Genomic DNA, 26226 nt, shown 5'->3' with positions numbered 1-26226 from the left:
ATAAAAGAAGGGCGAAGTATACCCGAGCGCCCCGGCTGGCGGATCGCTATAATCGGCGGCTTTTGTTCATGAGTACGGGGTAAGGGATGCGCGACCGACTGTTGGCGGCGGAGAAGGTGAAGGCCATCGAATGGCGTGATGGCGTGCTGCACCTGCTCGATCAGCGCGCGCTGCCGGCCCGGGAAAGCTGGCTGGCATGCTCGACCGTCGTCGAGGTGGCCGCCGCCATTCGCGCGAGGGTGGTGCGCGGCGCGTCGGCCATCGGGATCAGTGCGGCCTACGGCCTGGTGCTGGCTGCGCGCGAGCGCCTTGCTGAGGGCGGCGACTGGCAGGCGGCATGGGAAGAAGACTACGCATTGCTGGCCGATACCCGTCCCACCGCATCCAACCTGTTCTGGGCGTTGAAGTGCATGCGCGACCGCCTCGACCGTCTCAAGCAACACGCCGACCCGTTGGCGGTGCTGGAAGCCGAAGCCATCGCGATTCATGAGAGCGATCGCGAAGCCAATGTGGTCATGGCCCAATTGGGCCTTGAGCGCATTCGCAAGCATCAGGGCAATGCCCAGGCGATCCTGACCCATGGCAACGCTGGCGCGTTGGCCACCGGCGGTGTCGGCACGGCTCTTGGGGTGATCCGCGCGGCGTTCCTGGAAGGCCTGGTCGAGCAGGTCTATGCCAATGAAACCCGTCCGTGGCTGCAAGGCTCGCGACTGACCGCCTGGGAGCTGGCCGGCGCCGGTATTCCGGTCACGGTAAATGCCGACTCCGCCGGGGCGCATATCCTCAAGACCAAAGGCGTCACCTGGGTGGTGGTCGGTGCGGACTGCATCGCGGCCAATGGCGATGTGATCAGCACGATCGGTACCTATCAGCTGGCCGTTTGCGCGATGCATCACGGCGTACGCTTCATGGTGGTGGCGCCGAGCTCGACCCTGGATCTGATGATGGCTACCGGCGATGATGTAAGCCTGGAAGAGCGTGATGCCGGTGAGTTGCTGGAGGTGAACGGCCAGCGGTTGGAGGTGCAGGCCTTCAACCCGGCATTCGACGTCACGCCGGCCGATCTGATTGATGTGATCGTGACGGAAAAAGGCGTGGTGGAGCGGCCGGATACCGCCAAGCTGGCGAGGTTGATGTGCCGTAAGCGGCTGCATTGAGGGTAGTTGTGTCTGTGCAATGGCTATCAGGGGCAAGCCCCCTCCCACACTTGAATTGTGAACACCGTCAAAATGTGGGAGGGGGCTTGCCCCCGATTGGCCCTCAAAGTCAATAAAAGGCCCGGATCCACCCTCAAAAAACAGCACCACCCCACCTCAGAGCCCCTCTCGTCCCCCTCAAGCCTGTCATTCATCAAATTACTAGCCTCCATGCGCATCAGGGGGATAGGTGCGTGGCGGCGATTGTGATAACATCCGGCGGTTTCTAGGGCCGCCCCGAGGGGTGGCCGATAACGTGCAGATCCGTGTCATAACTCGTTGATTTGTCGTAAGTCGTTGTCAGGCACTCTGCCGGCAACGGCGAGCTTCGTTCGTCCCGAATGGATGTGACGAGGTTTCACCCGAAAAAGGAATCAGGCTTCTCATGGGCGAACTGGCCAAAGAAATCCTCCCGGTCAATATCGAAGACGAGCTGAAACAGTCCTACCTCGACTACGCGATGAGCGTCATTGTCGGTCGGGCACTGCCTGATGCGCGCGACGGCTTGAAGCCCGTGCACCGGCGTGTGCTGTTCGCGATGAGCGAGCTGGGTAATGACTGGAACAAGCCGTACAAGAAATCTGCCCGTGTTGTCGGTGACGTGATCGGTAAGTATCACCCTCACGGCGACACTGCGGTGTACGACACCATCGTTCGGATGGCCCAGCCGTTTTCCCTGCGTTACCTGCTGGTAGACGGCCAGGGCAACTTCGGTTCGGTCGACGGCGACAACGCCGCGGCCATGCGATACACCGAAGTGCGCATGACCAAGCTGGCGCACGAGTTGCTGGCCGACCTGCACAAAGAAACCGTGGACTGGGTGCCGAACTACGACGGCACCGAAATGATCCCGGCCGTCATGCCCACCCGTATTCCCAACCTGCTGGTCAACGGTTCCAGCGGTATCGCCGTGGGCATGGCGACCAACATCCCGCCGCACAACCTCGGTGAAGTCATCGACGGTTGCCTGGCCCTCATCGACAACCCAGAGCTGACCGTCGACGAGCTGATGCAATACATTCCCGGCCCGGACTTTCCGACCGCCGCGATCATCAACGGCCGTGCCGGCATCATCGAAGCCTACCGCACCGGTCGCGGCCGCATCTACATGCGCGCCCGCTCGATCATCGAAGACATCGACAAGGTCGGTGGCCGCCAGCAGATCGTCATCACCGAGCTTCCGTACCAGCTGAACAAGGCGCGTCTGATCGAGAAGATCGCCGAGCTGGTTAAAGAGAAGAAACTCGAAGGCATCACCGAACTGCGCGACGAGTCCGACAAAGACGGTATGCGCGTGGTGATCGAGCTGCGTCGTGGCGAAGTGCCCGAGGTGATCCTCAACAACCTCTACGCCCAGACCCAGCTGCAAAGCGTGTTTGGTATCAACGTGGTTGCCCTGATCGACGGCCGCCCACGCATCCTGAACCTCAAGGATCTGCTCGAAGCCTTCGTGCGTCACCGCCGCGAAGTGGTCACCCGCCGTACCGTGTTCGAACTGCGCAAGGCCCGCGAGCGCGGCCACATCTTGGAAGGCCAGGCGGTTGCGCTGTCGAACATCGACCCGGTGATCGCCCTGATCAAGGCTTCGCCGACGCCGTCGGAAGCTAAAGAAGCCCTGATCAAGATGCCGTGGGAATCCAGCGCCGTCGTGGCGATGGTTGAACGCGCCGGCGCCGACTCCTGCCGCCCCGAGACCCTGGACCCGCAATACGGCCTGCGTGACGGCAAGTATTTCCTGTCGCCGGAACAGGCTCAGGCCATCCTGGAACTGCGCCTGCACCGCCTCACCGGCCTGGAGCACGAGAAGCTGCTGGCCGAGTACCAGGAGATCCTCAACCAGATCGGCGAGCTGATCCGCATCCTCAACAGCGCCGTGCGCCTGATGGAAGTGATCCGCGAAGAACTGGAAGTGATCCGCGCCGAATACGGCGACGTGCGCCGCACCGAAATCCTTGATGCGCGCCTCGACCTGACCCTGGGTGACATGATCCCGGAAGAAGAGCGCGTGGTGACCATTTCCCACGGTGGCTATGCCAAGACCCAGCCGCTGGCGGCGTACCAGGCCCAGCGCCGTGGTGGTAAAGGTAAATCGGCTACAGGCGTGAAGGACGAGGACTACATCGCTCACCTGCTGGTCGCCAACAGCCACACCACGTTGCTGCTGTTCTCCAGCAAGGGCAAGGTGTACTGGCTCAAAACCTACGAAATTCCGGAAGCGTCCCGCGCCGCCCGTGGTCGCCCACTGGTCAACCTGCTGCCGCTGGACAGTGATGAATACATCACCACCATGTTGCCGGTCGAGGAATACACCGAAGGTCACTTCATCTTCATGGCCACCGCCAAGGGCACCGTGAAGAAGACCCCGCTGGAATCCTTCAGCCGTCAACGCAGCGTGGGCCTGATCGCCCTGGAGCTGGATGAAGGCGACGTGCTGATCTCCGCCGCGATCACCGATGGCGAGCGTGAAGTCATGCTGTTCTCCGACGGCGGCAAGGTCACGCGCTTCAAGGAATCCGACGTTCGCGCCATGGGCCGTACCGCCCGCGGTGTGCGCGGCATGCGCCTGCCGGAAGGGCAGAAGCTGATTTCGATGCTGATCCCGGAAGAAGGCAGCCAGATCCTTACCGCTTCCGAGCGTGGCTACGGCAAGCGCACCGCCATCAGCGAGTTCCCGGAGTACAAGCGTGGCGGCCAGGGCGTGATCGCCATGGTCAGCAACGACCGCAACGGCCGTCTGGTCGGCGCGGTCCAGGTGCTCGACGGCGAGGAAATCATGCTGATTTCCGACCAGGGCACCCTGGTACGTACCCGTGTCGCCGAAGTATCGAGCCTGGGCCGTAATACCCAGGGCGTGACCCTGATCAAACTGGCCAAGGACGAGAAGTTGGTTGGTCTGGAGCGTGTGCAGGAGCCATCGGAAGTCGAAGGCGAAGAGCTCGAAGGTGAGGAGTTCGACGGCGAGGTGATCGCAACCGGCGATGACAACGTCGACGAGCCAACCCTCGATGCAGCCGCAGACGAAGAAGAACCGCAGGAATAAGCGGACACACAGGGGGCGGATGAAGATTCGCCCCCTTGTTGTTTGTCCCTTTGAAAAAAACAACGCCGCCCCCTGTAGGAGCGAGCTTGCTCGCGAAAATCGCCAACGATAACGCTGGCAGCCTGACAAGCCCTTGCGCTCTTGAGTTTTTCGCGAGCAAGCTCGCCCCTGCAGTGTTTGATTTCAGTCCCACCAGATCAGAGAGATTGGATGTGAGCAAGAGAGCCTATAACTTCTGTGCCGGTCCCGCGGCGCTTCCTGAAGCAGTCCTGCAGCGCGCGCAGGCTGAACTCCTCGACTGGCATGGAAAAGGCCTCTCCGTGATGGAAATGAGCCATCGCAGCGATGAGTTCGTGTCCATTGCCACCAAGGCCGAGCAGGACCTGCGCGACTTGCTGGACATCCCCTCCCACTACAAAGTGCTGTTCCTGCAGGGCGGCGCGAGCCAGCAGTTCGCCCAGATCCCGCTGAACCTGCTGCCCGAAGGCGGCACGGCTGACTATATCGACACCGGTATCTGGGGTCAGAAGGCCATTGAAGAAGCCTCCCGCTACGGTCATGTCAATGTGGCAGGCACCGCCAAGCCTTATGACTACTTCGCCATTCCTGGTCAGAACGAATGGAAACTGTCCAAGGATGCGGCCTACGTGCACTACGTCGCCAATGAAACCATCGGCGGCCTGCAATTCGACTGGGTGCCGCAAGTGGGCGACGTCCCGCTGGTGTGCGACATGTCCTCGGACATCCTCTCGCGCCCGATCGATGTGTCCCGGTACGGCATGATCTACGCCGGCGCGCAGAAAAACATCGGCCCGAGCGGCATCCTGGTCAACATCATCCGCGAAGACCTGCTCGGCCGTGCGCGCTCGCTGTGCCCGACCATGCTCAACTACAAGGTCGCGGCCGATAACGGCTCGATGTACAACACCCCGCCGGCGTTCGCCTGGTACCTGTCCGGCCTGGTGTTCGAATGGCTCAAGGAGCAGGGCGGCGTGGCGGCCATGGGCGAGCTCAACGAAGTGAAAAAGCGCACCCTGTACGACTTCATCGACGCCAGCGGCCTGTACAGCAACCCGATCAACCTCGCCAACCGCTCATGGATGAACGTGCCATTCCGCCTGGCTGACGACCGCCTGGACAAGCCGTTCCTGGCCGGTGCCGACGAGCGTGGCCTGTTGAACCTCAAGGGTCACCGTTCGGTCGGTGGCATGCGCGCCTCCATCTATAACGCTGTCGACATCCACGCGATCAACGCGCTGGTTGCCTACATGGCGGAGTTCGAAAAGGAACACGGCTAATGTCTGAGCAAGAACTCAAGGCCCTGCGGGTACGCATCGACAGTCTGGATGAGAAGGTCCTCGAGCTGATCAGCGAGCGCGCACGCTGTGCCCAGGAAGTGGCACGGGTAAAGATGGCGTCCCTGGCTGAAGGCGAAGTGCCGGTGTTCTACCGGCCCGAGCGCGAAGCCCAGGTGCTCAAACGCGTGATGGAGCGCAACAAGGGCCCGCTGGGCAACGAAGAGATGGCGCGGTTGTTCCGCGAAATCATGTCCTCGTGCCTGGCCCTGGAGCAGCCGCTGAAAGTGGCGTACCTCGGCCCTGAAGGCACCTTCACCCAGGCGGCGGCCATGAAGCACTTCGGCCATGCGGTGATCAGCAAGCCGATGGCGGCGATCGACGAAGTCTTCCGTGAAGTGGCGGCCGGCGCGGTGAATTTTGGCGTGGTGCCGGTGGAAAACTCCACCGAAGGCGCGGTCAACCACACGCTGGACAGCTTCCTGGAACACGACATGGTGATCTGCGGCGAAGTCGAGCTGCGTATCCACCACCACCTGCTGGTGGGCGAGAACACCAAGACCGACAGCATCAGCCGCATCTACTCCCACGCGCAATCACTGGCCCAGTGCCGTAAGTGGCTGGACGCGCATTACCCGAATGTCGAGCGCGTGGCGGTGTCCAGCAACGCCGAGGCGGCCAAGCGGGTCAAGGGTGAGTGGAACTCGGCGGCGATCGCCGGTGACATGGCGGCGGGCCTGTATGGCCTGACGCGCCTGGCCGAGAAAATCGAGGACCGCCCGGACAACTCCACGCGCTTTTTGATGATCGGCAGCCAGGAAGTGCCGCCGACCGGCGACGACAAAACCTCGATCATCGTCTCCATGAGCAACAAGCCCGGCGCGCTGCATGAGCTGCTGGTGCCGTTCCACGACAACGGGATTGACCTGACGCGCATCGAGACCCGTCCTTCGCGCAGCGGTAAATGGACCTACGTGTTCTTTATCGACTTCATCGGCCATCACCGCGACCCGCTGGTCAAGGGCGTGCTCGAGAAAATCAGTCAGGAAGCCGTGGCACTCAAGGTGCTGGGCTCTTACCCGAAAGCGGTTTTGTGAGGCTTTAACATGAGTGGCAACTTTCTCGCCCTGGCGCAGCCGGGCGTGCAACAACTGTCGCCTTACGTTCCGGGCAAGCCCGTGGACGAGCTGGCGCGTGAGCTGAATCTGGACCCGACGAAGATCATCAAGCTGGCGAGTAACGAGAACCCGCTGGGCCCGAGCCCTAAAGTATTGGCGGCGATTCATGCAGAGCTGGCCGAGCTGACGCGCTACCCCGATGGCAACGGTTTTGCCCTCAAGTCGCTGTTGGCGCAAAAGTGCCGGGTCGAGCTGAACCAGGTGACCCTGGGCAACGGTTCCAACGACATCCTTGAGCTGGTCGGCCGTGCCTACCTGGCGCCGGGCTTGAACGCGGTGTTCAGCGAGCACGCGTTTGCGGTCTATCCGATCGTGACCCAGGCCGTCGGTGCCGATGCACGGGTCATTCCCGCGAAGGAATGGGGCCACGACCTGCCGGCGATGCTGGCGGCCATCGACGCACAGACCCGCGTAGTGTTCATCGCCAACCCGAACAACCCGACCGGTACCTGGTTCGACGCGCAGGCGCTGGACGACTTCCTGCAGGACGTGCCGGAGCACGTGCTGGTGGTGCTGGACGAAGCCTACATCGAGTACGCCGAAGGCAGCGACCTGCCGGACGGCCTGGATTTCCTGGCGGCTTACCCGAACCTGCTGGTCTCGCGCACCTTTTCCAAGGCTTACGGCCTGGCGTCGCTGCGGGTCGGCTACGGCCTGTCTACCGCCATCGTCGCCGATGTGCTGAACCGCGTACGCCAACCCTTCAACGTCAACAGCCTCGCCCTCGTGGCGGCCTGTGCGGCGGTGAAGGATGCCGAGTACCTGGAAGAAGGCCGCCGCATCAACGAAAGCGGCATGCTGCAGTTGCAGGAAGGCTTCCGTGAGTTGGGCCTGGGCTGGATTCCGTCCAAGGGCAACTTCATTTGCGTCGACCTGGGCCAGGTGGCCGCCCCGGTATTCCAAGGGCTGCTGCGCGAAGGCGTGATCGTGCGCCCTGTGGCCAACTACGGCATGCCGAATCACCTGCGCATCACCATCGGCCTGCCGGGTGAAAACAGCCGCTTCCTGGAGGCGCTGGCCAAGGTTCTGGCTCGTGGTTGATGTCACTGCATTGCAACCTGCTGTGCCTATGATCGGTCGCCTGGTGGTGGTCGGCCTGGGGTTGATCGGCGGCTCCTTCGCCAAAGGCCTGCGCGAAAGCGGGCTGTGCGGCGAAGTGGTCGGCGTGGACCTGGACCCGCGCTCGCGCGCGCTGGCGGTTGAGCTGGGCGTGGTGGACCGCTGTGAAGCGGACCTGGCGCTCGCGTGCCAGGGCGCCGACGTGATCCAGCTTGCCGTGCCGATCCTGGCCATGGAGAAATTGCTCGCCGTACTGGCCGGCATGGATCTGGGCCAGGCGATCCTCACGGACGTCGGCAGCGCCAAGGGCAATGTGGTGCGTGCGGCGCAACAGGCCTTTGGCGGCATGCCGGCGCGTTTCGTGCCGGGCCATCCGATTGCCGGTTCCGAGCAGAGCGGGGTGGAGGCGTCCAATGCGCAGCTGTTCCGTCGGCACAAGGTCATCCTCACGCCGCTGGCGCAAACCGACCCGGCTGCGCTGGCGGTGGTGGATCGCCTGTGGCGTGAACTGGGCGCGGATGTCGAGCACATGCAGGTCGAGCGCCACGACGAAGTGCTGGCAGCGACCAGCCACCTGCCGCATTTGCTGGCGTTTGGCCTGGTGGATTCGTTGGCCAAGCGCAACGAGAACCTTGAGATTTTCCGTTATGCCGCCGGTGGCTTCCGCGATTTCACGCGGATCGCCGGCAGCGACCCGGTGATGTGGCACGACATCTTCCTCGCCAATCGCGAAGCGGTGTTGCGCACCCTGGACACCTTTCGCAGCGACCTCGACGCCTTGCGCGACGCGGTCGATGCCGGAGATGGCCATCAATTATTGGGCGTGTTCACCCGAGCGCGGGTGGCGCGTGAACATTTCAGCAAGATCCTGGCACGCCGGGCCTATATGGAAACCGCTGTGAACGCCGATGACCTGACCTTCCTCGCCAACCCGGGCGGCCGCTTGAGCGGGCGCATCCGGGTGCCGGGCGACAAGTCGATCTCCCATCGGTCGATCATGCTCGGTTCGTTGGCCGACGGCGTGACCGAAGTCGAAGGTTTCCTTGAAGGCGAAGACGCCTTGGCGACCTTGCAGGCGTTCCGCGACATGGGCGTGGTGATCGAAGGCCCGCACCATGGGCGCGTGACCATCCATGGCGTGGGTTTGCATGGCTTGAAGGCGGCGCCGGGGCCGATTTACCTGGGTAACTCCGGCACCTCCATGCGCCTGCTGTCCGGCCTGCTGGCGGCGCAGCGTTTCGACAGCGTCTTGACCGGCGATGCCTCCTTGTCCAAGCGCCCGATGAATCGCGTGGCCAAGCCGCTGCGGGACATGGGCGCGGTGATCGAGACCGGGCCGGACGGGCGCCCGCCGCTGACCATTCGCGGTGGCCAGTCGCTGAAAGGCCTGGCTTACGCGATGCCGATGGCCAGCGCCCAGGTCAAATCCAGCCTGTTGCTGGCAGGGCTCTACGCCGAAGGCAAGACATCGGTGACCGAGCCTGCTCCAACCCGCGACCATACCGAGCGCATGTTGCGCGGCTTCGGCTACCCGGTGGCGGTGGAGGGCGCGACAGCTTCCCTGGCGTCGGGCCACGCTTTGACGGCTACCCATATAGAAGTGCCGGGGGATATTTCCTCGGCGGCGTTCTTCCTGGTGGCGGCTTCGATTGCCGAGGGTTCCGAGCTGTTGCTCGAGCACGTTGGCGTCAACCCGACACGAACCGGGGTGATCGACATCCTGCGGCTGATGGGCGCGGATATCACTCTGCAAAACCCACGCGAAGTCGGCGGCGAGCCCGTGGCAGACCTGCGCGTGCGGGCGGCGGCGTTGAAGGGCATCGAGATTCCCGAGGCCCTGGTGCCGCTGGCCATCGATGAATTCCCGGTGCTGTTCGTCGCGGCGGCCTGTGCCGAAGGCCGCACCGTATTGCGCGGGGCTCAAGAGCTGCGCGTGAAGGAATCCGACCGTATCCAGGTGATGGCCGATGGTCTGCTGACATTGGGGGTCAAGTGTGAACCGACGCCCGATGGGATTATCATTGACGGTGGCCGGATGGGCGGGGGTGATGTGCATGCCCAGGGTGATCACCGGATCGCCATGGCCTTCAGCGTGGCTTCCCTGCGGGCTGCGGCGCCGATTCGTATCCATGACTGTGCCAATGTTGCTACGTCTTTTCCGAACTTTCTTACACTGTGTGCCCAAGTCGGCATCCGTGTTGCCCAAGAGGCTCAATTGTGAATATCAAAGCACCGGTGATTACCATCGACGGGCCAAGCGGCTCGGGCAAAGGCACGATTGCCGGCATCCTGGCCAAGCGCCTGGGCTGGTGCCTGCTGGATTCCGGCGCGCTGTACCGTTTGCTGGCGTTTGCGGCGCGTAACCATGGCGTCGACCTGACCAACGAAGAATCCCTGAAGCTGCTGGCGGCGCACCTTGACGTCCAGTTCGTCGGCGCGACGGAAGGTCATCCCCAGCGCATCATCCTCGAAGGCGACGATGTGACCGATGACCTGCGTAACGAGCAGGTCGGCTCCTGGGCCTCCCAGGTCGCCGCGCTGCCGGCGGTGCGCGATGCTTTGCTGCAACGCCAGCGCGCATTTCAGGAGCCGCCGGGCCTGGTGGCCGACGGCCGGGACATGGGCACGGTAGTGTTTCCAGAGGCGCCGCTGAAGATTTTCCTGACCGCCAGCGCCGAGGAGCGGGCGCGCCGCCGTTACTTGCAGTTGAAGGGCAAAGTCGATGGTGTTAGTCTGTCGAGTCTGCTAGATGAGATCCGTGCACGCGATGAGCGTGATACCCAGCGTGCGGTAGCCCCGCTCAAGCCGGCGGCTGACGCCATACAGCTGGATTCCACGGAGTTGTCCATCGAGCAGGTGCTGGAACGCATCATGAGCGAGATCGCCATTCGCGATATCGCCGGGTGACCAAGAAGGCCGCAGGGGACCAGTCATAGTCCTGTGGTGCTTCTTCTAATTGAAACTGACCCATACCGTCTGGGGTGTGGAGATGGGCGTATTCTTCGCCCTTATCAACAGGAATTAAAATGAGCGAAAGCTTTGCGGAACTCTTTGAAGAAAGCCTAAAAACCCTGAACCTTCAGGCAGGCTCCATCATCACCGGTGTTATCGTTGATATCGATTACCAGGCTCGCTGGGTAACCGTTCACGCTGGTCTGAAGTCTGAAGCTCTGATCCCGCTGGAACAGTTCTACAACGATGCTGGTGATCTGACAATCAATGTCGGTGACGAAGTTCACGTTGCTCTGGACTCGGTTGAAGACGGTTTCGGTGAAACCAAGCTGTCCCGTGAAAAAGCCAAGCGCGCTGAATGCTGGATTGTTCTCGAAGCAGCCTTCGCAGCTGAAGAAGTGGTCAAGGGCGTTATCAACGGTAAGGTTAAAGGCGGCTTCACTGTCGACGTTAACGGCATCCGTGCGTTCCTGCCAGGTTCTTTGGTCGACGTTCGTCCTGTGCGCGACACCACGCACCTGGAAGGCAAGGAACTCGAATTCAAGGTCATCAAGCTCGACCAGAAGCGCAACAACGTTGTCGTTTCCCGTCGCAGCGTCCTGGAAGCAGAGAACTCCGCCGAGCGTGAAGCTCTGCTGGAATCCCTGCAGGAAGGCCAACAAGTCAAAGGTATCGTCAAGAACCTCACCGATTACGGCGCATTCGTCGATCTGGGTGGCGTCGATGGCCTGCTGCACATTACCGACATGGCTTGGAAGCGTATCAAGCATCCTTCCGAAATCGTCAACGTTGGCGACGAGATCGATGTCAAGGTTCTGAAATACGATCGCGAACGCAACCGTGTTTCCCTGGGCCTGAAGCAACTGGGTGAAGATCCATGGGTCGCTATCAAAGCCCGTTACCCAGAAGGCACTCGCGTGACCGCGCGTGTTACCAACCTGACCGATTACGGCTGCTTCGCTGAGCTGGAAGAGGGCGTTGAAGGCCTGGTACACGTTTCCGAAATGGACTGGACCAACAAGAACATCCACCCTTCGAAAGTCGTACAAGTCGGCGACGAAGTGGAAGTTATGGTTCTGGACATCGACGAAGAGCGTCGTCGTATCTCCCTGGGCATCAAGCAGTGCAAATCTAACCCATGGGAAGATTTCTCTGGCCAGTTCAACAAGGGCGATAAAATCTCCGGCACCATCAAGTCGATCACCGATTTCGGTATCTTCATTGGTCTGGACGGCGGCATCGACGGCCTGGTTCACCTGTCCGACATCTCCTGGAACGAAGTTGGCGAAGAAGCTGTTCGTCGTTTCAAGAAGGGCGACGAGCTGGACACCGTTATCCTGTCGGTTGACCCAGAGCGCGAGCGCATCTCCCTGGGCATCAAGCAACTGGAAAGCGATCCGTTCTCCGAGTACGTACAAGAGAACGACAAAGGCGCCATCGTTAAAGGTACAGTGAAAGAAGTTGACGCCAAAGGCGCCATCATCACTCTGGCCGACGATATCGAAGCGACTCTGAAAGCCTCCGAAATCAGCCGTGACCGCGTTGAAGACGCGCGCAACGTTCTGAAAGAAGGCCAGGAAGTAGAAGCTAAGATCATCAGCGTTGACCGCAAGAGCCGCGTAATCCAACTCTCCATCAAGTCGAAAGATGAAGTGGAAGAGAAAGAAGCTATCCAGAGCCTGAAAGAAACTCCGGCTGCTGCAACTGGCGAGACCACCATGGCCTCCCTGCTGCGCGAAGCAATGGCTAAGCAGAACTAAGTTCTGTAAAGCTGTAAAAAGGGCGACTTCGGTCGCCCTTTTTTATGCCTGTTGTTCGGCCTGATGAGTCTTGCAGATTTTAACCTTGTAGCCCAAGCCATGGTCGGAATAACGCTTGACTCATATGGGCTGTGATTCAGTAAGTAGTGCTACTGCTTTTGTTTGAAGGTAGATTTATTAGTGAGCTGATCTGTCGCGAAAGACAAAATACTTGCATGTGAAAAATCCAAAAAACGCGACAACTATGATTGCGAAAATTTGAACAATTTGATGAGGGTAAAGTAACCTGTCGACGAATATATATAGAAGTATAAGGTTTATGAAGTATCCGGTTAAATGCATCTGTATGTATCGAATTAAGGCGGCTCGATTCTTTCTTTGAGAGAATGTCCATTTATAATTGAACGTATAACTAGTGAGGACGCCGATCATATAAATTAACGTCATCGCTAGCTTTTCGCCACTCCCGCAATACACGAGTAATAAATAGCCCAAGTAAAGCAGGGCATTATTAGTCAGGCCAACAATCCCATAACGTACCAGTTGTAAAAAAGCGGGTGAGGCAAAAAAACTCATTTTGGTCTTCATTCTTCTTCGATGCTTAAGGTAGATCGAGATTTTTGTGTAGGTGTACCAAATGCGCCTTCAGGTAAATCGTATGTTTTTCGCCCTATGATATATAGCGGGCGGTTTTTGGTCTGGTCAAATGTTTTACCGACATATATGCCAACAATGCCCTGGATTGAAATGACAATGCCGCCAATAAAGAAAGTCGAAACCATGAGGCTTGTCCAGCCTTGTACAACAGCTCCGTGTAGCATAGTGGTGAAAATGAGGTAGGCCCCGTAGATAAATGCCAATGCCGCCATGGTGAAGCCTAGCTTTACCGCAAGTCGAAGTGGTTTATCTGAATACGCAATTATTGTTTCCATCGCTAGGTTCCAGAGCTTTGAAAACGTATAGGTGCTTTTTCCGTCCAAGCGTTCCGCATGCGAGATTTCAATTCCTGTGCTGGAGAAGCCTGTCCAATGAACCAGTGCACCAAAAAAGCGAAGTTGCTCACGCATTTGGCAGACGTTATCTACTACTTTTCGCGAAATGATACGAAAGTTTCCACTGTCGCCATTATATTCAAAGTCAGCCAGATAGCTGAACGTCTTATAGAACAGCCAAGAGGTCGCCCTCTTAAGTAGCGGATCACTTCGTTTGCCTCTCAAGGCTAGAACGATATCGTAACCTTCCTGAGCCTTGGCATAGAGGCGAGGGATCTCTTCAGGGCGATCCTGGAGATCGCAATCCATCACAACGACCCACTGACCACGGCAAGCATCCAGGCCTGCCGTGATTCCATAGTGCTGGCCAAAGTTCCGGCTCAGCTGAACGCCACGCACTCTAGGATCCGCGTCGGCGAGGCGTTCTATAATTTGCCATGAGCGATCACCCCCGCAGTCTTCAATCAACACGATTTCGAAATCGTACGAGATTTCCTCGAGAGAGGACCTTAGGCGTAAGTAAAGCTCCTCAAGTGAGTTTTCCGCTTTGTAAACCGGAACGACTACCGAGATATGAGGTGATGTCAATTTTGCTGGCATAATATTTGGTCTTGTTGGTTTAAAGGGGGGGGGCAGGCAAATTTTTTACCAAAATTTCGCGTTGAAAAAAAGCTCTTGTTTATAAAAGAATATTCCAAAAAAGACATGCAAGAGAAACATCATCAGGCAGAGGGAGTACTTTATTTTGTCTGTTTTACGAACCGTCAGATGTTGTCTGTTTTTAAATAAAAAAGCGACGGAGAACAGGAATACCAGATAGAGCCCCATCTGTCCGCTCCACCAGAAGTTTCCATCGTACATTCTCGATCCGCTTTCTGCGAAAAAGTAGGTCAGCACCAACCCCATCAGAAGGCAGCAGCAGGAAAAAACGACAGCTTTATCTTGTATGAAATCTCTTGGGTAGAGGAAAAAGGTCAGCAGCGGGAACGCGATCGATAAAATGAGCTTGGGAAGTAAGAAGCTCGAATAATGAGCCATGGTCTCGAACGGTAGAACAACAATATGGCTTTCAGCAGCGCCGGTGGCTTGTGAAAGGTCCTGAAAGAAAAACGTTTGAAAAAACTGCAGGCTTAGTAAAGTGATGATAGGGAGAAAAAACGCGAGATAGACATACTTGTTCGTAAGTGTTGCCTTGAGCCGGTGGGTGATCAGCAGGAAAAGTACAAAGGCAGGGAGTACGATCATCAAGAAATTAGGCTTTGAAATTCCGCTGAGGAATAAAGCAAGCGCGAGGGCGAAGCCGTTGGACAGTGTGTTGTGCTGTGGATCGTCTACTGACTTGAGTGCATAGCAGAACGCCAGGACAGACAAAGGCTTGAGCAGCAGCATGGTAGGGCTGTGATAAATGCTTATTCCTATGTAACCGAAGTAAAGGTGCTGATCAATAGCGAAGAATAGTTGTAAGGGCGTTATGACGAGCAAACACACTGAGAAAACTACGGCGACCAGCGCGGACGTATTAGTTTTCAGGATGTTGTAATTTAAAATCGCGAGGAAAAATATTGAAAGCACTATGACCACTGTTGAGGATTGGGGATAGCTGATGCCAAGTGCTTTTTTAGTGAATATAGTGAGCAGGTGATACAGCGGGTGAGGCAGTATCAATTTTTGACCGTTCTCCATATCGCTTGCCCACTTCAAATGAGCAACATAATCGAATGCGTTCGTCGACAGAGTGCTGATAAGAGGCTCAAATAGAATAACGCAAATTCCCAGGAGTATTCCATAGGCCACTAAGTTTGCGAGGCGCTTTGAATGCGGCGTATCGAAAATCCATCTATCGTGCACCCTGCTATTTTTTTTGATTGGTTTAGCAGGTTTAAATAACGTCATTGCTGCTGCATCCCTTTGGCTTTCGTTGTAAAAAAATGCGGATCGGATCAACTTAACGTAATTATACCTGTTGGGCGATGGTGATGCGCTTTTTGCTGGCTTCATCTTATGCGCTAGCGACGCGATAGCATCAGCCTCGTCGCTGAGCTGTGATCTTTCCAAGGTTACGTGGTGCCTGGGCATCCATGGTCAATGCCATTTGCAAGTAGCGCGGCTTGCGACTGTCTATAGTCAACCGTAGGTGCGTTGGGTTTAGCCGCTGAGTGGGCGAATCGCAGGGCATCGGAGCATGTAGCCGGGGGGAGGCCCCTCGAACAGGGCATTTCGCGAAGCGTTGTGTGAATGATGTAGAGCGACGACAGCGGCTGATGGCTGCTTTACCGGTCACTGAAATCAAGTGAATCAAATACTAAGAACTAACGCGCTCGTCCCAGAGTCACAATTGGCTATAGTCTTTAACTGCTCGACATTGCTGATTCAATAAGGGGTTGAATGAACAGGTTTATTGTAATGCTGACAGTGCTGACGCTTGCAGGCTGTTCAGCTACCAGCGCCAAGACTCATGCGACGCGGGGCGGCAGCGGCACCGAGATCGACTGCTCGGGCTTGGGAAACAAATGGGAAAAGTGCGAAGCGCGTGCGATGCGTGAATGCAAGTCGCGGGGTTACAAGGTCATCGCCCGGTCCAGTGAAGCAAAGGATGACGTCGAAGACTATCCGTTCGGCTGGAACCCGGCTGGCGCGCTTACGCGCACGATGTTGGTTATCTGTAATTGATGACTTGGACGTTTCTGGCTGTCTTGGAGTAGACAGGCAGATAAGTTGGTACATGGGCTGTTCAAAATCCTCAGGTCATGCTAAAACCTTCGAAGCGATTTTCCTAGCTGCTTGAAAAAGAAGGGAAAAATATGACGAAGTCGGAGTTGATCGAACGAATTGTCACCCATCAAGGGCTGCTCTCATCCAAGGATGTCGAGCTGGCTATCAAGACTATGCTTGAGCAAATGTCTCAGTGCCTGGCCACTGGCGATCGTATAGAAATTCGCGGCTTCGGCAGCTTTTCGCTGCATTACCGCGCACCGCGGGTAGGGCGTAACCCCAAGACTGGCCAGTCTGTCAGTCTCGACGGTAAGTTCGTACCTCACTTCAAGCCTGGTAAGGAGTTACGCGACCGGGTGAATGAAGATGAGGAAGAGAGCGTCTGATTGCCAGGAGTCTGTTATGCGTCAGTTCAAGCGTATTTTTACTGTCATCATTGCTTCTATCGTTGCTCTTGGAATTGTAGGCTTTGTGCTTGAAAACCAACAGCCAGCCTCGCTTTCCTTCTTGGGGTGGTCTTTCGGCACTCTGCCGGTTTCAGTATTCGTTACGTTGGCATTGATACTCGGAATGTTACTCGGCCCGTTACTGTTTCTCCTTTTCAAGCCTGGCCAGGGCCGAAAGAAGATACCGGCAACGTGATCTGGAGCCGGGCCGTGCAAATGGGCGAGATTGTCCGGGCGGCGTGGTGCGCCGTTTGTCGGATCAGTCTGAGCACTTTTTTACGTAGCAACCGCTGATGTACACCGATAAATGAATATCAGAATTTAGAAGCCCAGCTTTTTCCGGCAGCAGCTCAGGGTCGAATCTATTTTTTATTATTGATAATGACAGTGTTTAAGGGGTAAGGGCTGCGCGGTGCCAGCTCGACGGAAGTATCCTACGCGTAGACGGGAAGCGTCTCATTGACTTGTCAAGTCTTGCAATGTAGCGAAGAGATGGCAAAATGCAACGTATTCTCGAGAACAGTCATTTTGTGCGCTCAAGGCCAGGCAGCGAAGCTGGGCTTTGTTGGGCGGTTGATGGAAAAATCACGCAAGATAGTCTGCATAACGAGCCCGCAGTTTCTCATTGAAGGCAGGTTTTTGTTGTGAGTAGTAGCTTCCGCGCCCCTCCTGTGCCCTCGACTGGTGAAGTCGATCTCTTTGCGCTATTTCAAGTCGTCTGGCGACAGAAAAAAATAGTCTTGATAACCACCTCCGGCGTTGCGCTGCTCGCAGCGGCGTATGCATTCCTGGCGACTCCTGAATATCAAGTGAGCAGTGTGCTACGGCCCGCCGCAATCAATGAATTGGATGCCTTGAATCGTTCGGAAGTTTACAAGTTGCCACCCAGTGAGGCGCTTCTGAAAGTTGGAGCTTCCCTTGAATCCTATGAAACTCGCTTGAATTTTTTCAGGGCTAATCAGCAACTGTTTAGCGAGTTTGAGCGTCCAGGACGTACGCTTGAGCAGAGTTTTGAGGAGTTCAATCGTAATTCGATCAGTTTGATAGTGCCTGATTTGAAGAAAGCTGAGTCACTCAGCGCATACATTAAACTCGAGATGAATTATCCACGAGGCGTTGATGGCGTAAAAATTCTCAATGACTTTGTTCAGTATGCTATTGCGAGCGAGCGTAAGCAAATAGCTGCCGATATGGATGTTATTGTCAAAAACAGAATTAACGAAATCACCGGTAAGTTTAATGCTGCGCGCGCAAGTTATGAAACCGACAAGGAAGCGAAAATAGCTTCATTGCTTGAAGCCGACAATCTGAAGCGTGCGCAATTGTTGGATGAATTGAAGGCACTAAGAGCCCAGCTGAAAACGTTGCGCACCGATCGCATGGCGCAATTGGCTGAGGCTATCGGTATCGCTAAATCTCTGGGAATTAACAAGCCGACGACACCTTCTTCGTTGGGAGACGCTGAACGCGTGAGCTCGAACAGCGTAATGCGTACTGAAGTGAACAACCAGCAGATACCTCTTTATTTCATGGGGGTAGAGGCGCTTGAAGCCGAAAAGCGAGCGCTCAATCAACGAAACTCAGATGACTTCGCTGAGGCGCGTATCGCCCAAATTGCCAAAGAGCTGCAGCTGCTTCAATCCAATCGTCAAGTTGAAGTACTCAATCGCCGAGAAAACGAAGATATCTTTTTGGCCGGTGTTGAGCCGCTAAGGGCAGAAATGGCTCGTTTGCGTAATCTGAATATCGATATGAGTCGCATAAAGTTAGTTGCCATCGATCGCGCCGCTATGGAACCGCTGAGTGCCATAAAACCCAAGAAGACGCTAATCATCATCGCCGGTATTGTTGCGGGTTTGGTTCTCGGCATTGCCTTCGCGCTCTTCTCCAGTTTTTTTCGCTCCAAGAAGCTTGCGTAGAGGTGGCTGCTGGAGCGCACCTTGCTAGCTGGTGCCTGCAAAAATGCTCTCCACCGTTGTGTTAAGTGATGGCCAGTGGCCCTCTGTCTGTACTGGGACTGGGGTTTGCCCGATTTGTTGGGTAGCTGCAGGCAATTATGCTATTGCGCCAGGAAAAACAAGTTTAAAATTGCTTATACATTTTGATGCATCTGTCAGCAGCGTCCAGCTGCAGATCCGCGAGTAAGGTTGCTGACAGTATCGGCTAGGTGTGGAGAGAATTATGGCGTATTTATCAACCGAGCAACTGGCTCAGGCCGGTTTTAAGAAGCTCGGCAAAGATGTGAAAATCAGTGATCGAGCGAGCATTTATAATGCTGATCAAATCGAGATAGGCGATTATTCGCGAATTGACGATTTTTGTGTCATTTCAGGCAAGATTAAATTCGGCCGCTTCAATCATATAACACCTATGTGCCTTATCGCGGGTGGAACGCCGGGTATCGTATTTGAGGATTTTTGTACGTTGGCGTACGGCGTCAAGATATTTTCCCAATCGGATGATTACAGCGGCGAAACGTTAACAAACTCTTTAATTCCAAAAAAATTCAAGAACGAGTTGTTTTCTGCGGTGCACGTGCATAGGCACGTAATTGTAGGCGCTGGCGCTGTCATTTTTCCAGGTGTGACACTGGCTGAAGGGTGCGCCGTAGGCGCGATGGCGCTTGTTACTAAACCTACTGACGCCTGGGGTGTCTATGCAGGCATACCCGCAAAGCGTGTCAAAGAACGTAAGAAAGATTTACTTAAACTAGAAAAAGAATTTTATGGTGAGTTCGATGAAAGTTCCCTTTAATAAGCCGCCTTATACCGGTAATGAGGATCAATATGTCACCCGTGCCATGCGCAGCGCGAAAATGTCAGGTGATGGGGACTTTACTATAAGTTGCCAGCGCTGGTTCGAAGAAACGTTTTCGTGCCAAAAGGCATTATTGACCCCGTCTTGCACCCAAGCGCTTGAAATGGCGGCAATATTGGTTGATATACAGCCGGGCGATGAAGTGATCATGCCCAGCTATACATTCGTAAGTACAGCCAATGCCTTTGTACTTCGCGGTGCAAAAATTGTATTTGTTGATATTCGTCCGGACACGATGAATATTGATGAAACCCTGATCGAAGCGGCCATTACTGCAAAAACCAAGGTCATAGTGCCGGTTCATTACGCAGGCGTAGCATGTGAAATGGACACCATCATGGACATCGCGCAGCGACACAAGTTGTTTGTTGTCGAGGACGCGGCACAGGGCATGATGTCCACCTATAAAGGACGTAAGTTAGGCACTATCGGTCATTTAGCTGCCTACAGTTTTCATGAAACAAAAAACTATACCAGTGGCGGCGAAGGTGGCTTGCTGCTCATTAATGATGAGCGTTTTATTGGGCGCGCTGAAATTATCCGTGAAAAAGGCACTAACCGTAGCCAGTTTTTCAGAGGGATGATTGATAAATACACCTGGGTGGATATCGGCAGCAGCTACCTGCCTGGTGAACTTCAGGCGGCCTACCTGTTCGGGCAATTGGAACGGGCGGACGCGATCAACGAATTCCGATGCAAAATCTGGAATCGCTACAATGCCGCTTTTAAAGACCTGGTCGATGCCGGGCTGATCGAAACGCCGTCAGTTCCCGAAGACTGTGTAGCCAATGCACACATGTTTTATATTAAGGTTAAAGACATTGTAGCCCGTACAGCAGTGCTGAAGCATCTGAACGCATCAGGCGTGGGTGGGGTTTTTCATTATGTGCCCCTGCACAGCGCTCCGGCGGGTATTCTGCTGGGACGTTTTAATGGCGAAGATCGCTTTACCACCAGGGAAAGTGAGCGTCTTCTCCGTCTGCCGATCTGGTACGGGATGTCAGACGTTGAAATTCAGCACGTCATTGATTCTGTTATAGGTGCAGTTAATGCCGCCGGTCGGTAAATTAAAAGAAAAAGGGGCGGGACTGCTGGCGGGCGCTTTTTTTACGAGCGCCGCCCAAGCATCAAAAATCCTGGTAGGTTTCTGCATTCTTAAGCTGATTGCTTTGTATTTGGGTGCAGATGGCCTCGGGAAATTGGGGCACTTTATGAGCTTGGTCTCCATTGCGGTTTTGTTGGCAGGGGGAGGATTAGGCCATGGTGTCATCAAATATGTAGCCGAGTTCAAGGACAGTAAGTTCAAACTATATAGGCTATTTTCCACCTCGGTATTCTATGCCTCAGGGGCCTCCTTACTTGTCTTGGTGGCCTTGTTTTCATTTGCTGAGAAGATATCGATTTTGGTATTTGGAGAACCTCGTTTTTACTGGGTGATCCTGTGCCTTGCAATCGCGCAGGTAGCGTTCGCGTTCAATATTCTATTTTCCGGTTTCTTTAACGGGCTCGGTAAACTGAATGTCAATGCGGTGGTGCAGGTTGTTTCAAATATCCTCGCGCTCCCCTTGATATGGTTTTTGATTTCAAGCTATCAAATGCCAGGTGCGGCGATTGCAATGCTTGCGATCTTTGTCATGCCGCTCATTGTTTCTCTGTTTTTTGTTAAAAGCATGCCTCTGTTCAGGATGATCAAGTGGCGAAAGTTTGATGTCGGCATAGGAAAAGGTTTTGCCAGATTCGGGTTGATGTTACTGGTCAGTGCGGTCATGTTTCCTGTTGTAGAGATAGTCATCAGGGAATCGCTGATTACCCAGGTGGGGTACAGTGAGGCAGGTATATGGCAGGGGAGCATAAAGCTCTCCAGCGCTTATATTGGTTTTTTTAGTGTGTTCCTGGCTTCCTACTATATGCCGCTCATTTCGGCAACACGAGAGAAGAAAGCGATAACACTTCAGGTCGTCAAATTCATGCTGCTGGTAATGGGCGGCTTTATTATCGGCGGAAGCGTGCTTTATTTTGGTCGGCACTTCTTTATCCCACTGCTGCTATCTTCCGAATTTAATGAGCTTGAAAATTACATAATTTTTCAACTGGTAGGTGATTTTTTCAAGGTTTCAGCTTACGTGATCGGATTCGTGGCAGTGGCCAAGGCGGCGACCAAGTTATATATATTGTCTGAAATTGTTCAAGCGCTACTTTTTGTTGGGCTCACTTTTTCGCTTGGAAAAAGTATCGGTGGTATCTACGGCGTGATGTACTCTTATATGGTGGCGTACATCATATTTTTTGTCATGTGTGTCATCGGCTTTGTCTGCTGGGCGCGAAGATAATGGAACTGGAATTCACTCTCCCGCTGTATCTGGCATATGGGTTTTTAGTGCTGGTTGCGGCATTCGATACCTTAAGTGATAGAAAATTACCAGCGGTAGTTGTTTCTGTGCTGATGGCTATTCCGCTTATTTTTCTGGCCACGTTCAGGGCGGTGGGAGTTGGCAGCGATGATGCCGCGTACCTCGAGATGCTGTATCAGATACCGTCGGTGTTGGACTGCCAGAATGTATATTGCGATTATAGCTACGCTACTTTCAATGTCGAGTTTGGTTTTTTCATGTTCCTGTCTGTATTGGCGGCACTCGGAAAAAACTCGGCAGTGCTATTCGGCTTTAGCTCTTTAGTTGCGGTTACATTGAATGTGCGCAGCATAAGATATTTTTCTCCTTACTTTGCACTGGCGGTTCTGGTTTACTTTACACATTTTTACTTGGCCAAAGAACTCAATGCGATACGTTTGGGCCTCGCCTCTGGATTGCTATTCGTTGCAGCAACCTACTTAGATCAGAAGAAGTATAAGATGATGGCGGCGCTGATCGTAGCAGCGACGTTAGTTCATGTGTCTTCGGTGTTTTTTATTGTGCCAGTGGGTTTGTTCATTTTTCGGCCGAAACGCAGCTTATATCTTTTTGTCAGCGCCGTTCTGATACTGATCTCTGCAACTATCGACTTTAAGTCCGTGCTGCGTCAGATGGCAATTTTCGGTTTTGTGGGTGATAAAATCGAACTCTACCTCAATGCGGATATGTACAGCTATGCCCTGCCGCTTTTTGATATGGTGAATATCAAGAATTTGCTGGTGATCATCGCCGGTCTTGTATGCTGGAAGAAGCTGGAAAGTCGATATCAAAGTTTCAATCTGATTTTCTGTGTTTTTTATTGTGCAGCCTTTTTGCGCATTGTGCTGGGCGACTTCGCTATCCTGGCGGGTCGGGGCTACGCAAGTATTTCGATGTTTGAATACGTGCTGATCCCCATGATCGCTGTGCAGGTGTGTGGCAAAAAACTAGGTTTCTTGTTAGTAGCTGCTTATACCTTTGCGACCTTGTACCTGAACCTCAATAGCAACTCTGGGTGGTCAGGTGGTTCTGAAGTGTTCTTCGATTTCTTATAGGTTGTGGGTGGGTATATGAAAAGCATATTATTTGTAATGGGAGGGCTCGCTATTGGCGGGGTCGAGACATACGTGGTCAGGCTGGCCAAATATCTCAAGCTGTCCGGGCACTCCATTACGGTGACTTTACTGTCCGATAAGTATGATCAGGGGCTGTTTACCGAGCTTTCCCAGCACGCGACAATCAATATTGTCGAGCATGTTCCATTCCTGTCTGCGTCCAGTTGGATCAATGCACTGCTGCCGGCAAAAACAGATGCAACATGTTACGACATTGTTCATGTCGTGGATGTGCTGACGTTGGCCTATGTTTATTTAAATAGAAAGCAGTTGAATTTCAAATCGGTCAGTGTAGGTATTTATCATTCCAAGGAAATAGGTTGGTGGCGCGGCCGCGATATCTATTTCAGAAAAAAAATGTTGGAGCTGTATGATCGCAACGTTCAGCTCACGTTGTTTCCTAACGAAAGAACGGCTGAAATGGCAGCGGAATTTAGCGATTCCGATGTGTCGAGCCTTGATATTTTACCTCTGGGCATTTCTTTTGAAAGCTACAGTGCTCGCCGGCCGCTCCAATCGTCCCTGCGTATAGTGTCCGTCGGTCGTCTGGTTGACTTCAAGATCTATAATCGGCATGTCATTTCGCAACTGGCTGAGCTTCGAAAGTTTGCCGATTTTGAATACTTCATCTATGGGGATGGGCCTGAGCGCAACGCGCTGATGGCCTTGGCCGAGTCGCACGGCGTTGAAGCTCATGTGCATTTTTGTGGTGAGGTAGATTACGCCGAACTGCCTTCTATCCTGGATGGAGCGTTTTGCTTTGTAGGGTCAGGGACGACGATTATCGAGGCCTCGGCAGCTGGCATTCCCTCTGTCGTTGGCATCGAATCGATAGAGAAACCCCTCACGTGTGGGCTGTTTTCGGACGTTGCAGGCTATTCCTATAACGAAGAGTCCGCCACCACCAACCGGGTGGGGATTTTTGATACCATTGCGATGCTGCACGCGATGAGCGCTTCCGAGTACATGCAGGTTTCCGAGCGTCACAGAAAGAAGGCCAAGCTTTTTGACATACTGGAAACCTCTGCTCAGTTTGTAGAGAAATCAAATCGCACCCCCCGTTTCAATATTAAAATTAATCGGTGGATCGCGATATTGTCATTCATTAAGTCTGTGATTTTTTTGGGGCCTAAAGCGCTCAAGTCCAGATTCGATAGTGTGAGCTGACATGCCTCTGAATATTGCAATAGTTACTCAGTATTTTCACCCTGAGAGCTTTATCATTAATGATATCGTCGAAGAGTTGGCGTCGCTTGGCCATGCAGTCGAAGTATTCACGGGGCAACCTAATTACCCGGACGGCGATACCTATGAAGGGTATCAGGCAGGGTCCTGCAGCGAGCACATTTACAAGGATTCGATCAAGGTTCACCGTGCACCTTTGAGGCCACGTCATGCAGGGGGTGCAAAGAACCTGGTTCTTAACTACCTGTCATTTGTAGTTAATGGCATCAAGCATTTTCCAAAGCAAAATGCTGGAAAAAAATTCGACGCTATCATTGTGTTCGCGGTGTCTCCCATTACGGCTGCGATCCCCGCAATCGTATTGAAACGCTCCACCAATGCGCACCTGATGGTCTGGGTGCAGGATTTGTGGCCTGAAACGCTGAAAGCAACCGGGTTTATAAAGAATCACTGGGCGCTGAAAGCGGTGGGTTGGCTGGTTCGGTTTATATATGCCAAGGCCGATACCGTATTGGTACAGTCTGAAGCATTTATATCGTCCGCTGAAAAGTACGTGGACAGAAGCAAGCTTGTTTACTATCCCAATTCCTATCGGCTGTCACCCGCGCCGCCAACAGACGCCGTCAGTGTTTTACCTGATGAAATCAATCAGCTGTTGGCTTCCAATTTTTGCATCGTATTTGCCGGCAATCTTGGATTTGCGCAATCCTTGGAAACTATCGTCGATGCGGCGAAGGCCCTGACTCACCTCAGTTGCAAGATCGTGGTGGTCGGCAGTGGTAGCCGTCTTGAATGGATGCATGAGCAAAAGCGTCTGCATGCGCTGCACAACCTGGAATTGGTGGGGCGTTTGCCATCTGAATCGATGCCGGAATTGTTCGCCAAGAGTGAAGCCTTGCTCGTGACGCTCAAAAAAGACGAAATATTCACCCTGACCATTCCCAGCAAAGTCCAAGCCTATATGGCAGCAGGGAAGCCCATCCTGGCCGCCCTTGATGGCGAGGGTGCGAGAGTCGTGCAGTTGGCGGGCGCCGGCCTTTGCTCTCCCGCGGGTGACGCTGCTGCGCTCGCCGATAATATCGAAGAAATTTATCGCACTGAGCCCGAAAAAAGAAGCGCCTACGGGGCCGCAGGGTATCGGTTTTTCTGTGATAATTACGAAATGAAAAGCCAATGCCACCGCTTGGTCGAAATTATTAAAGATCGAATTAAAAATACATAGAGATCCAATATGAAGATTTTAGTGCTGGGTGTGACAGGGATGCTCGGAAGTGCTGTTTTCAAGTACATCGCCAGCCATACCTCACACAGTGTGTTTGGCACCATGCGGGGTAGAGGGGGGCGCAAGTACTTCGATGAAAAGTACGCGGAAAATTTCTATTCGGACGTGGACGTTTTGGACTATGAGGCATTGGTCGGTGTCTTCGAGCAGGCACGTCCGGACGTCGTTATCAACTGCGTGGGCTTGATCAAACAGCTAGCGCAGGCCAAGGATCCGCTGTCGACGTTGCCCCTCAACTCGATGTTGCCGCATCGCCTCTCGAAGTTGTGCGCGCTTGTCGGCGCCCGGCTTGTCCACATCAGTACCGACTGCGTCTTTACTGGTGAGAAGGGCATGTATTTGGAATCTGATCTTTCCGACGCGGTCGACTTGTATGGCAAGTCGAAGTTCATTGGTGAAGTTCAAGACCAACCTCACGCCATTACCTTACGTACCTCAATCATCGGCCATGAGCTGGCCAGCAATGCCTCTCTGGTAGACTGGTTTCTTTCTCAGGAAGGTGCCGTGAAAGGTTTTACGAAGGCGATATTTTCGGGGGTGCCGACGTCGGAACTCGCTCGCATCATCACCGACTTCGTGATACCCAATCCGGAGCTGTTCGGTCTCTATCATGTTTCCGCTGAGCCTATTGATAAATTCACGCTGCTGAATGAAATCGCGAAGATTTATGAAAAGAAAATCGAAATTGTGCCAGATGATCAACTAGCTATTGACCGGTCTCTGGACTCTACGCGATTCCGCCAAGCGGTAGGCTACGTCCCGCCTGCCTGGCCAGACCTTATTCAATTTATGCGCGCTCAGCGATAA

General features: G+C 54.3%; 22 protein-coding genes. 19 read left to right on the top strand and 3 right to left on the bottom strand.

The window, feature by feature from the left end; translation table 11 throughout:
- Nucleotides 1–86 precede the first annotated feature (86 nt).
- From mtnA to rpsA, 8 genes are all read left to right on the top strand, one after another.
- On the top strand, nt 87–1157 hold the full coding sequence (gene mtnA / locus TU82_RS09325; RefSeq protein ID WP_057722919.1) for an S-methyl-5-thioribose-1-phosphate isomerase: 1071 nt from the start codon (nt 87–89) through the stop codon (nt 1155–1157).
- Between the two features lie 424 nt (nt 1158–1581).
- A complete protein-coding gene (gyrA, locus tag TU82_RS09320; RefSeq protein WP_057722918.1) occupies nt 1582–4236 on the top strand; it encodes a DNA gyrase subunit A in 2655 nt (884 codons plus the stop codon).
- A gap of 212 nt (nt 4237–4448) precedes the next feature.
- Nucleotides 4449–5534 carry a 3-phosphoserine/phosphohydroxythreonine transaminase gene (serC, locus tag TU82_RS09315; protein ID WP_057722917.1) on the top strand — a complete coding sequence of 362 codons (1086 nt, stop codon included), beginning with the start codon at nt 4449–4451 and terminating at the stop codon, nt 5532–5534.
- Nucleotides 5534–6628 carry a prephenate dehydratase gene (gene pheA, locus TU82_RS09310; RefSeq protein WP_003172650.1) on the top strand — a complete coding sequence of 365 codons (1095 nt, stop codon included), beginning with the start codon at nt 5534–5536 and terminating at the stop codon, nt 6626–6628. Before serC ends, pheA begins: the two co-directional genes overlap by 1 nt.
- A gap of 9 nt (nt 6629–6637) precedes the next feature.
- Entirely contained in the window at nt 6638–7750 is a 1113-nt protein-coding gene (gene hisC, locus TU82_RS09305; protein WP_057722916.1) for a histidinol-phosphate transaminase, read from the top strand.
- A gap of 28 nt (nt 7751–7778) precedes the next feature.
- Nucleotides 7779–9989, top strand: coding sequence for a bifunctional prephenate dehydrogenase/3-phosphoshikimate 1-carboxyvinyltransferase (locus tag TU82_RS09300; RefSeq protein ID WP_057722915.1), 2211 nt, complete (start codon nt 7779–7781; stop codon nt 9987–9989).
- Complete coding sequence (cmk, locus tag TU82_RS09295) at nt 9986–10675, top strand: (d)CMP kinase (protein ID WP_012722932.1); 690 nt, start codon at nt 9986–9988, stop codon at nt 10673–10675. The genes TU82_RS09300 and cmk overlap by 4 nt, the downstream gene beginning before the upstream one ends.
- Nucleotides 10676–10794: 119 nt before the next feature.
- A complete protein-coding gene (rpsA, locus tag TU82_RS09290) occupies nt 10795–12480 on the top strand; it encodes a 30S ribosomal protein S1 (RefSeq protein ID WP_057722913.1) in 1686 nt (561 codons plus the stop codon).
- Nucleotides 12481–12657: 177 nt separating this feature from the next.
- Here rpsA and TU82_RS09285 read toward each other — a convergent pair whose 3' ends face one another.
- Genes TU82_RS09285 through TU82_RS09275 form a run of 3 tightly spaced genes read right to left on the bottom strand, consistent with a single transcriptional unit; the run spans nt 12658 to nt 15365 of the window.
- Nucleotides 12658–13056 (bottom strand): GtrA family protein, encoded by a 399-nt coding sequence (locus TU82_RS09285; RefSeq protein WP_072024097.1) that lies wholly within the window; start codon nt 13054–13056, stop codon nt 12658–12660.
- A gap of 8 nt (nt 13057–13064) precedes the next feature.
- Nucleotides 13065–14072, bottom strand: a complete 1008-nt coding sequence (locus TU82_RS09280; protein WP_082631993.1) for a glycosyltransferase family 2 protein — start codon at nt 14070–14072, stop codon at nt 13065–13067.
- Between the two features lie 45 nt (nt 14073–14117).
- A complete protein-coding gene (locus TU82_RS09275; RefSeq protein WP_057722909.1) occupies nt 14118–15365 on the bottom strand; it encodes a hypothetical protein in 1248 nt (415 codons plus the stop codon).
- A 492-nt stretch (nt 15366–15857) separates the two neighbouring features.
- Here TU82_RS09275 and TU82_RS09270 point away from each other — a divergent pair, with 492 nt between their 5' ends.
- The 11 genes from TU82_RS09270 (at nt 15858) to TU82_RS09220 (ending at nt 26226) form a co-directional block, all read left to right on the top strand.
- The gene (locus tag TU82_RS09270; protein WP_057722907.1) at nt 15858–16142 is read left to right on the top strand and encodes a hypothetical protein; all 285 of its coding nucleotides are present in this window, start codon (nt 15858–15860) and stop codon (nt 16140–16142) included.
- 131 nt (nt 16143–16273) lie between these two features.
- The gene (gene ihfB, locus TU82_RS09265) at nt 16274–16570 is read left to right on the top strand and encodes an integration host factor subunit beta (RefSeq protein WP_008437689.1); all 297 of its coding nucleotides are present in this window, start codon (nt 16274–16276) and stop codon (nt 16568–16570) included.
- 16 nt (nt 16571–16586) lie between these two features.
- Nucleotides 16587–16826 (top strand): lipopolysaccharide assembly protein LapA domain-containing protein, encoded by a 240-nt coding sequence (locus tag TU82_RS09260; RefSeq protein WP_057722905.1) that lies wholly within the window; start codon nt 16587–16589, stop codon nt 16824–16826.
- Between the two features lie 448 nt (nt 16827–17274).
- Complete coding sequence (locus TU82_RS09255; protein WP_082631992.1) at nt 17275–18549, top strand: Wzz/FepE/Etk N-terminal domain-containing protein; 1275 nt, start codon at nt 17275–17277, stop codon at nt 18547–18549.
- A gap of 262 nt (nt 18550–18811) precedes the next feature.
- Nucleotides 18812–19384: an acyltransferase gene (locus TU82_RS09250; protein WP_057722904.1), complete on the top strand. Its 573-nt coding sequence runs from the start codon at nt 18812–18814 to the stop codon at nt 19382–19384.
- Nucleotides 19368–20513 (top strand): dTDP-4-amino-4,6-dideoxygalactose transaminase, encoded by a 1146-nt coding sequence (gene rffA / locus TU82_RS09245; protein WP_057722902.1) that lies wholly within the window; start codon nt 19368–19370, stop codon nt 20511–20513. Before TU82_RS09250 ends, rffA begins: the two co-directional genes overlap by 17 nt.
- The gene (locus TU82_RS09240) at nt 20497–21777 is read left to right on the top strand and encodes an O-antigen translocase (RefSeq protein WP_057722900.1); all 1281 of its coding nucleotides are present in this window, start codon (nt 20497–20499) and stop codon (nt 21775–21777) included. Before rffA ends, TU82_RS09240 begins: the two co-directional genes overlap by 17 nt.
- Nucleotides 21777–22892, top strand: coding sequence for an EpsG family protein (locus TU82_RS09235; RefSeq protein ID WP_057722899.1), 1116 nt, complete (start codon nt 21777–21779; stop codon nt 22890–22892). Before TU82_RS09240 ends, TU82_RS09235 begins: the two co-directional genes overlap by 1 nt.
- A 15-nt stretch (nt 22893–22907) precedes the next feature.
- On the top strand, nt 22908–24119 hold the full coding sequence (locus tag TU82_RS09230; RefSeq protein ID WP_082631991.1) for a glycosyltransferase family 4 protein: 1212 nt from the start codon (nt 22908–22910) through the stop codon (nt 24117–24119).
- Between the two features lies 1 nt (nt 24120).
- On the top strand, nt 24121–25359 hold the full coding sequence (locus tag TU82_RS09225; protein ID WP_173667489.1) for a glycosyltransferase family 4 protein: 1239 nt from the start codon (nt 24121–24123) through the stop codon (nt 25357–25359).
- Between the two features lie 9 nt (nt 25360–25368).
- Nucleotides 25369–26226 (top strand): dTDP-4-dehydrorhamnose reductase family protein, encoded by an 858-nt coding sequence (locus TU82_RS09220; protein WP_057722895.1) that lies wholly within the window; start codon nt 25369–25371, stop codon nt 26224–26226.

This window comes from Pseudomonas orientalis (genome assembly GCF_001439815.1).
Classification (GTDB): domain Bacteria; phylum Pseudomonadota; class Gammaproteobacteria; order Pseudomonadales; family Pseudomonadaceae; genus Aquipseudomonas; species Aquipseudomonas orientalis.
Note: the sequence above shows the minus strand (reverse complement) of the source record. Positions and strands in the feature narration are given on the sequence as shown.

Coding starts and splice junctions, on each gene's coding strand:
- rpsA (WP_057722913.1), top strand. CDS start 10,795: ATGAGCGAAAGCTTTGCGGAACTCTTTGAAGAAAGCCTAAAAACCCTG.
- TU82_RS09280 (WP_082631993.1), bottom strand. CDS start 14,072: ATGCCAGCAAAATTGACATCACCTCATATCTCGGTAGTCGTTCCGGTT.
- TU82_RS09220 (WP_057722895.1), top strand. CDS start 25,369: ATGAAGATTTTAGTGCTGGGTGTGACAGGGATGCTCGGAAGTGCTGTT.
- ihfB (WP_008437689.1), top strand. CDS start 16,274: ATGACGAAGTCGGAGTTGATCGAACGAATTGTCACCCATCAAGGGCTG.
- TU82_RS09240 (WP_057722900.1), top strand. CDS start 20,497: ATGCCGCCGGTCGGTAAATTAAAAGAAAAAGGGGCGGGACTGCTGGCG.
- TU82_RS09250 (WP_057722904.1), top strand. CDS start 18,812: ATGGCGTATTTATCAACCGAGCAACTGGCTCAGGCCGGTTTTAAGAAG.
- TU82_RS09285 (WP_072024097.1), bottom strand. CDS start 13,056: ATGAGTTTTTTTGCCTCACCCGCTTTTTTACAACTGGTACGTTATGGG.
- TU82_RS09270 (WP_057722907.1), top strand. CDS start 15,858: ATGAACAGGTTTATTGTAATGCTGACAGTGCTGACGCTTGCAGGCTGT.
- TU82_RS09225 (WP_173667489.1), top strand. CDS start 24,121: ATGCCTCTGAATATTGCAATAGTTACTCAGTATTTTCACCCTGAGAGC.
- gyrA (WP_057722918.1), top strand. CDS start 1,582: ATGGGCGAACTGGCCAAAGAAATCCTCCCGGTCAATATCGAAGACGAG.
- TU82_RS09275 (WP_057722909.1), bottom strand. CDS start 15,365: ATGACGTTATTTAAACCTGCTAAACCAATCAAAAAAAATAGCAGGGTG.
- rffA (WP_057722902.1), top strand. CDS start 19,368: ATGAAAGTTCCCTTTAATAAGCCGCCTTATACCGGTAATGAGGATCAA.
- TU82_RS09230 (WP_082631991.1), top strand. CDS start 22,908: ATGAAAAGCATATTATTTGTAATGGGAGGGCTCGCTATTGGCGGGGTC.
- pheA (WP_003172650.1), top strand. CDS start 5,534: ATGTCTGAGCAAGAACTCAAGGCCCTGCGGGTACGCATCGACAGTCTG.
- TU82_RS09260 (WP_057722905.1), top strand. CDS start 16,587: ATGCGTCAGTTCAAGCGTATTTTTACTGTCATCATTGCTTCTATCGTT.
- hisC (WP_057722916.1), top strand. CDS start 6,638: ATGAGTGGCAACTTTCTCGCCCTGGCGCAGCCGGGCGTGCAACAACTG.
- TU82_RS09235 (WP_057722899.1), top strand. CDS start 21,777: ATGGAACTGGAATTCACTCTCCCGCTGTATCTGGCATATGGGTTTTTA.
- TU82_RS09300 (WP_057722915.1), top strand. CDS start 7,779: ATGATCGGTCGCCTGGTGGTGGTCGGCCTGGGGTTGATCGGCGGCTCC.
- mtnA (WP_057722919.1), top strand. CDS start 87: ATGCGCGACCGACTGTTGGCGGCGGAGAAGGTGAAGGCCATCGAATGG.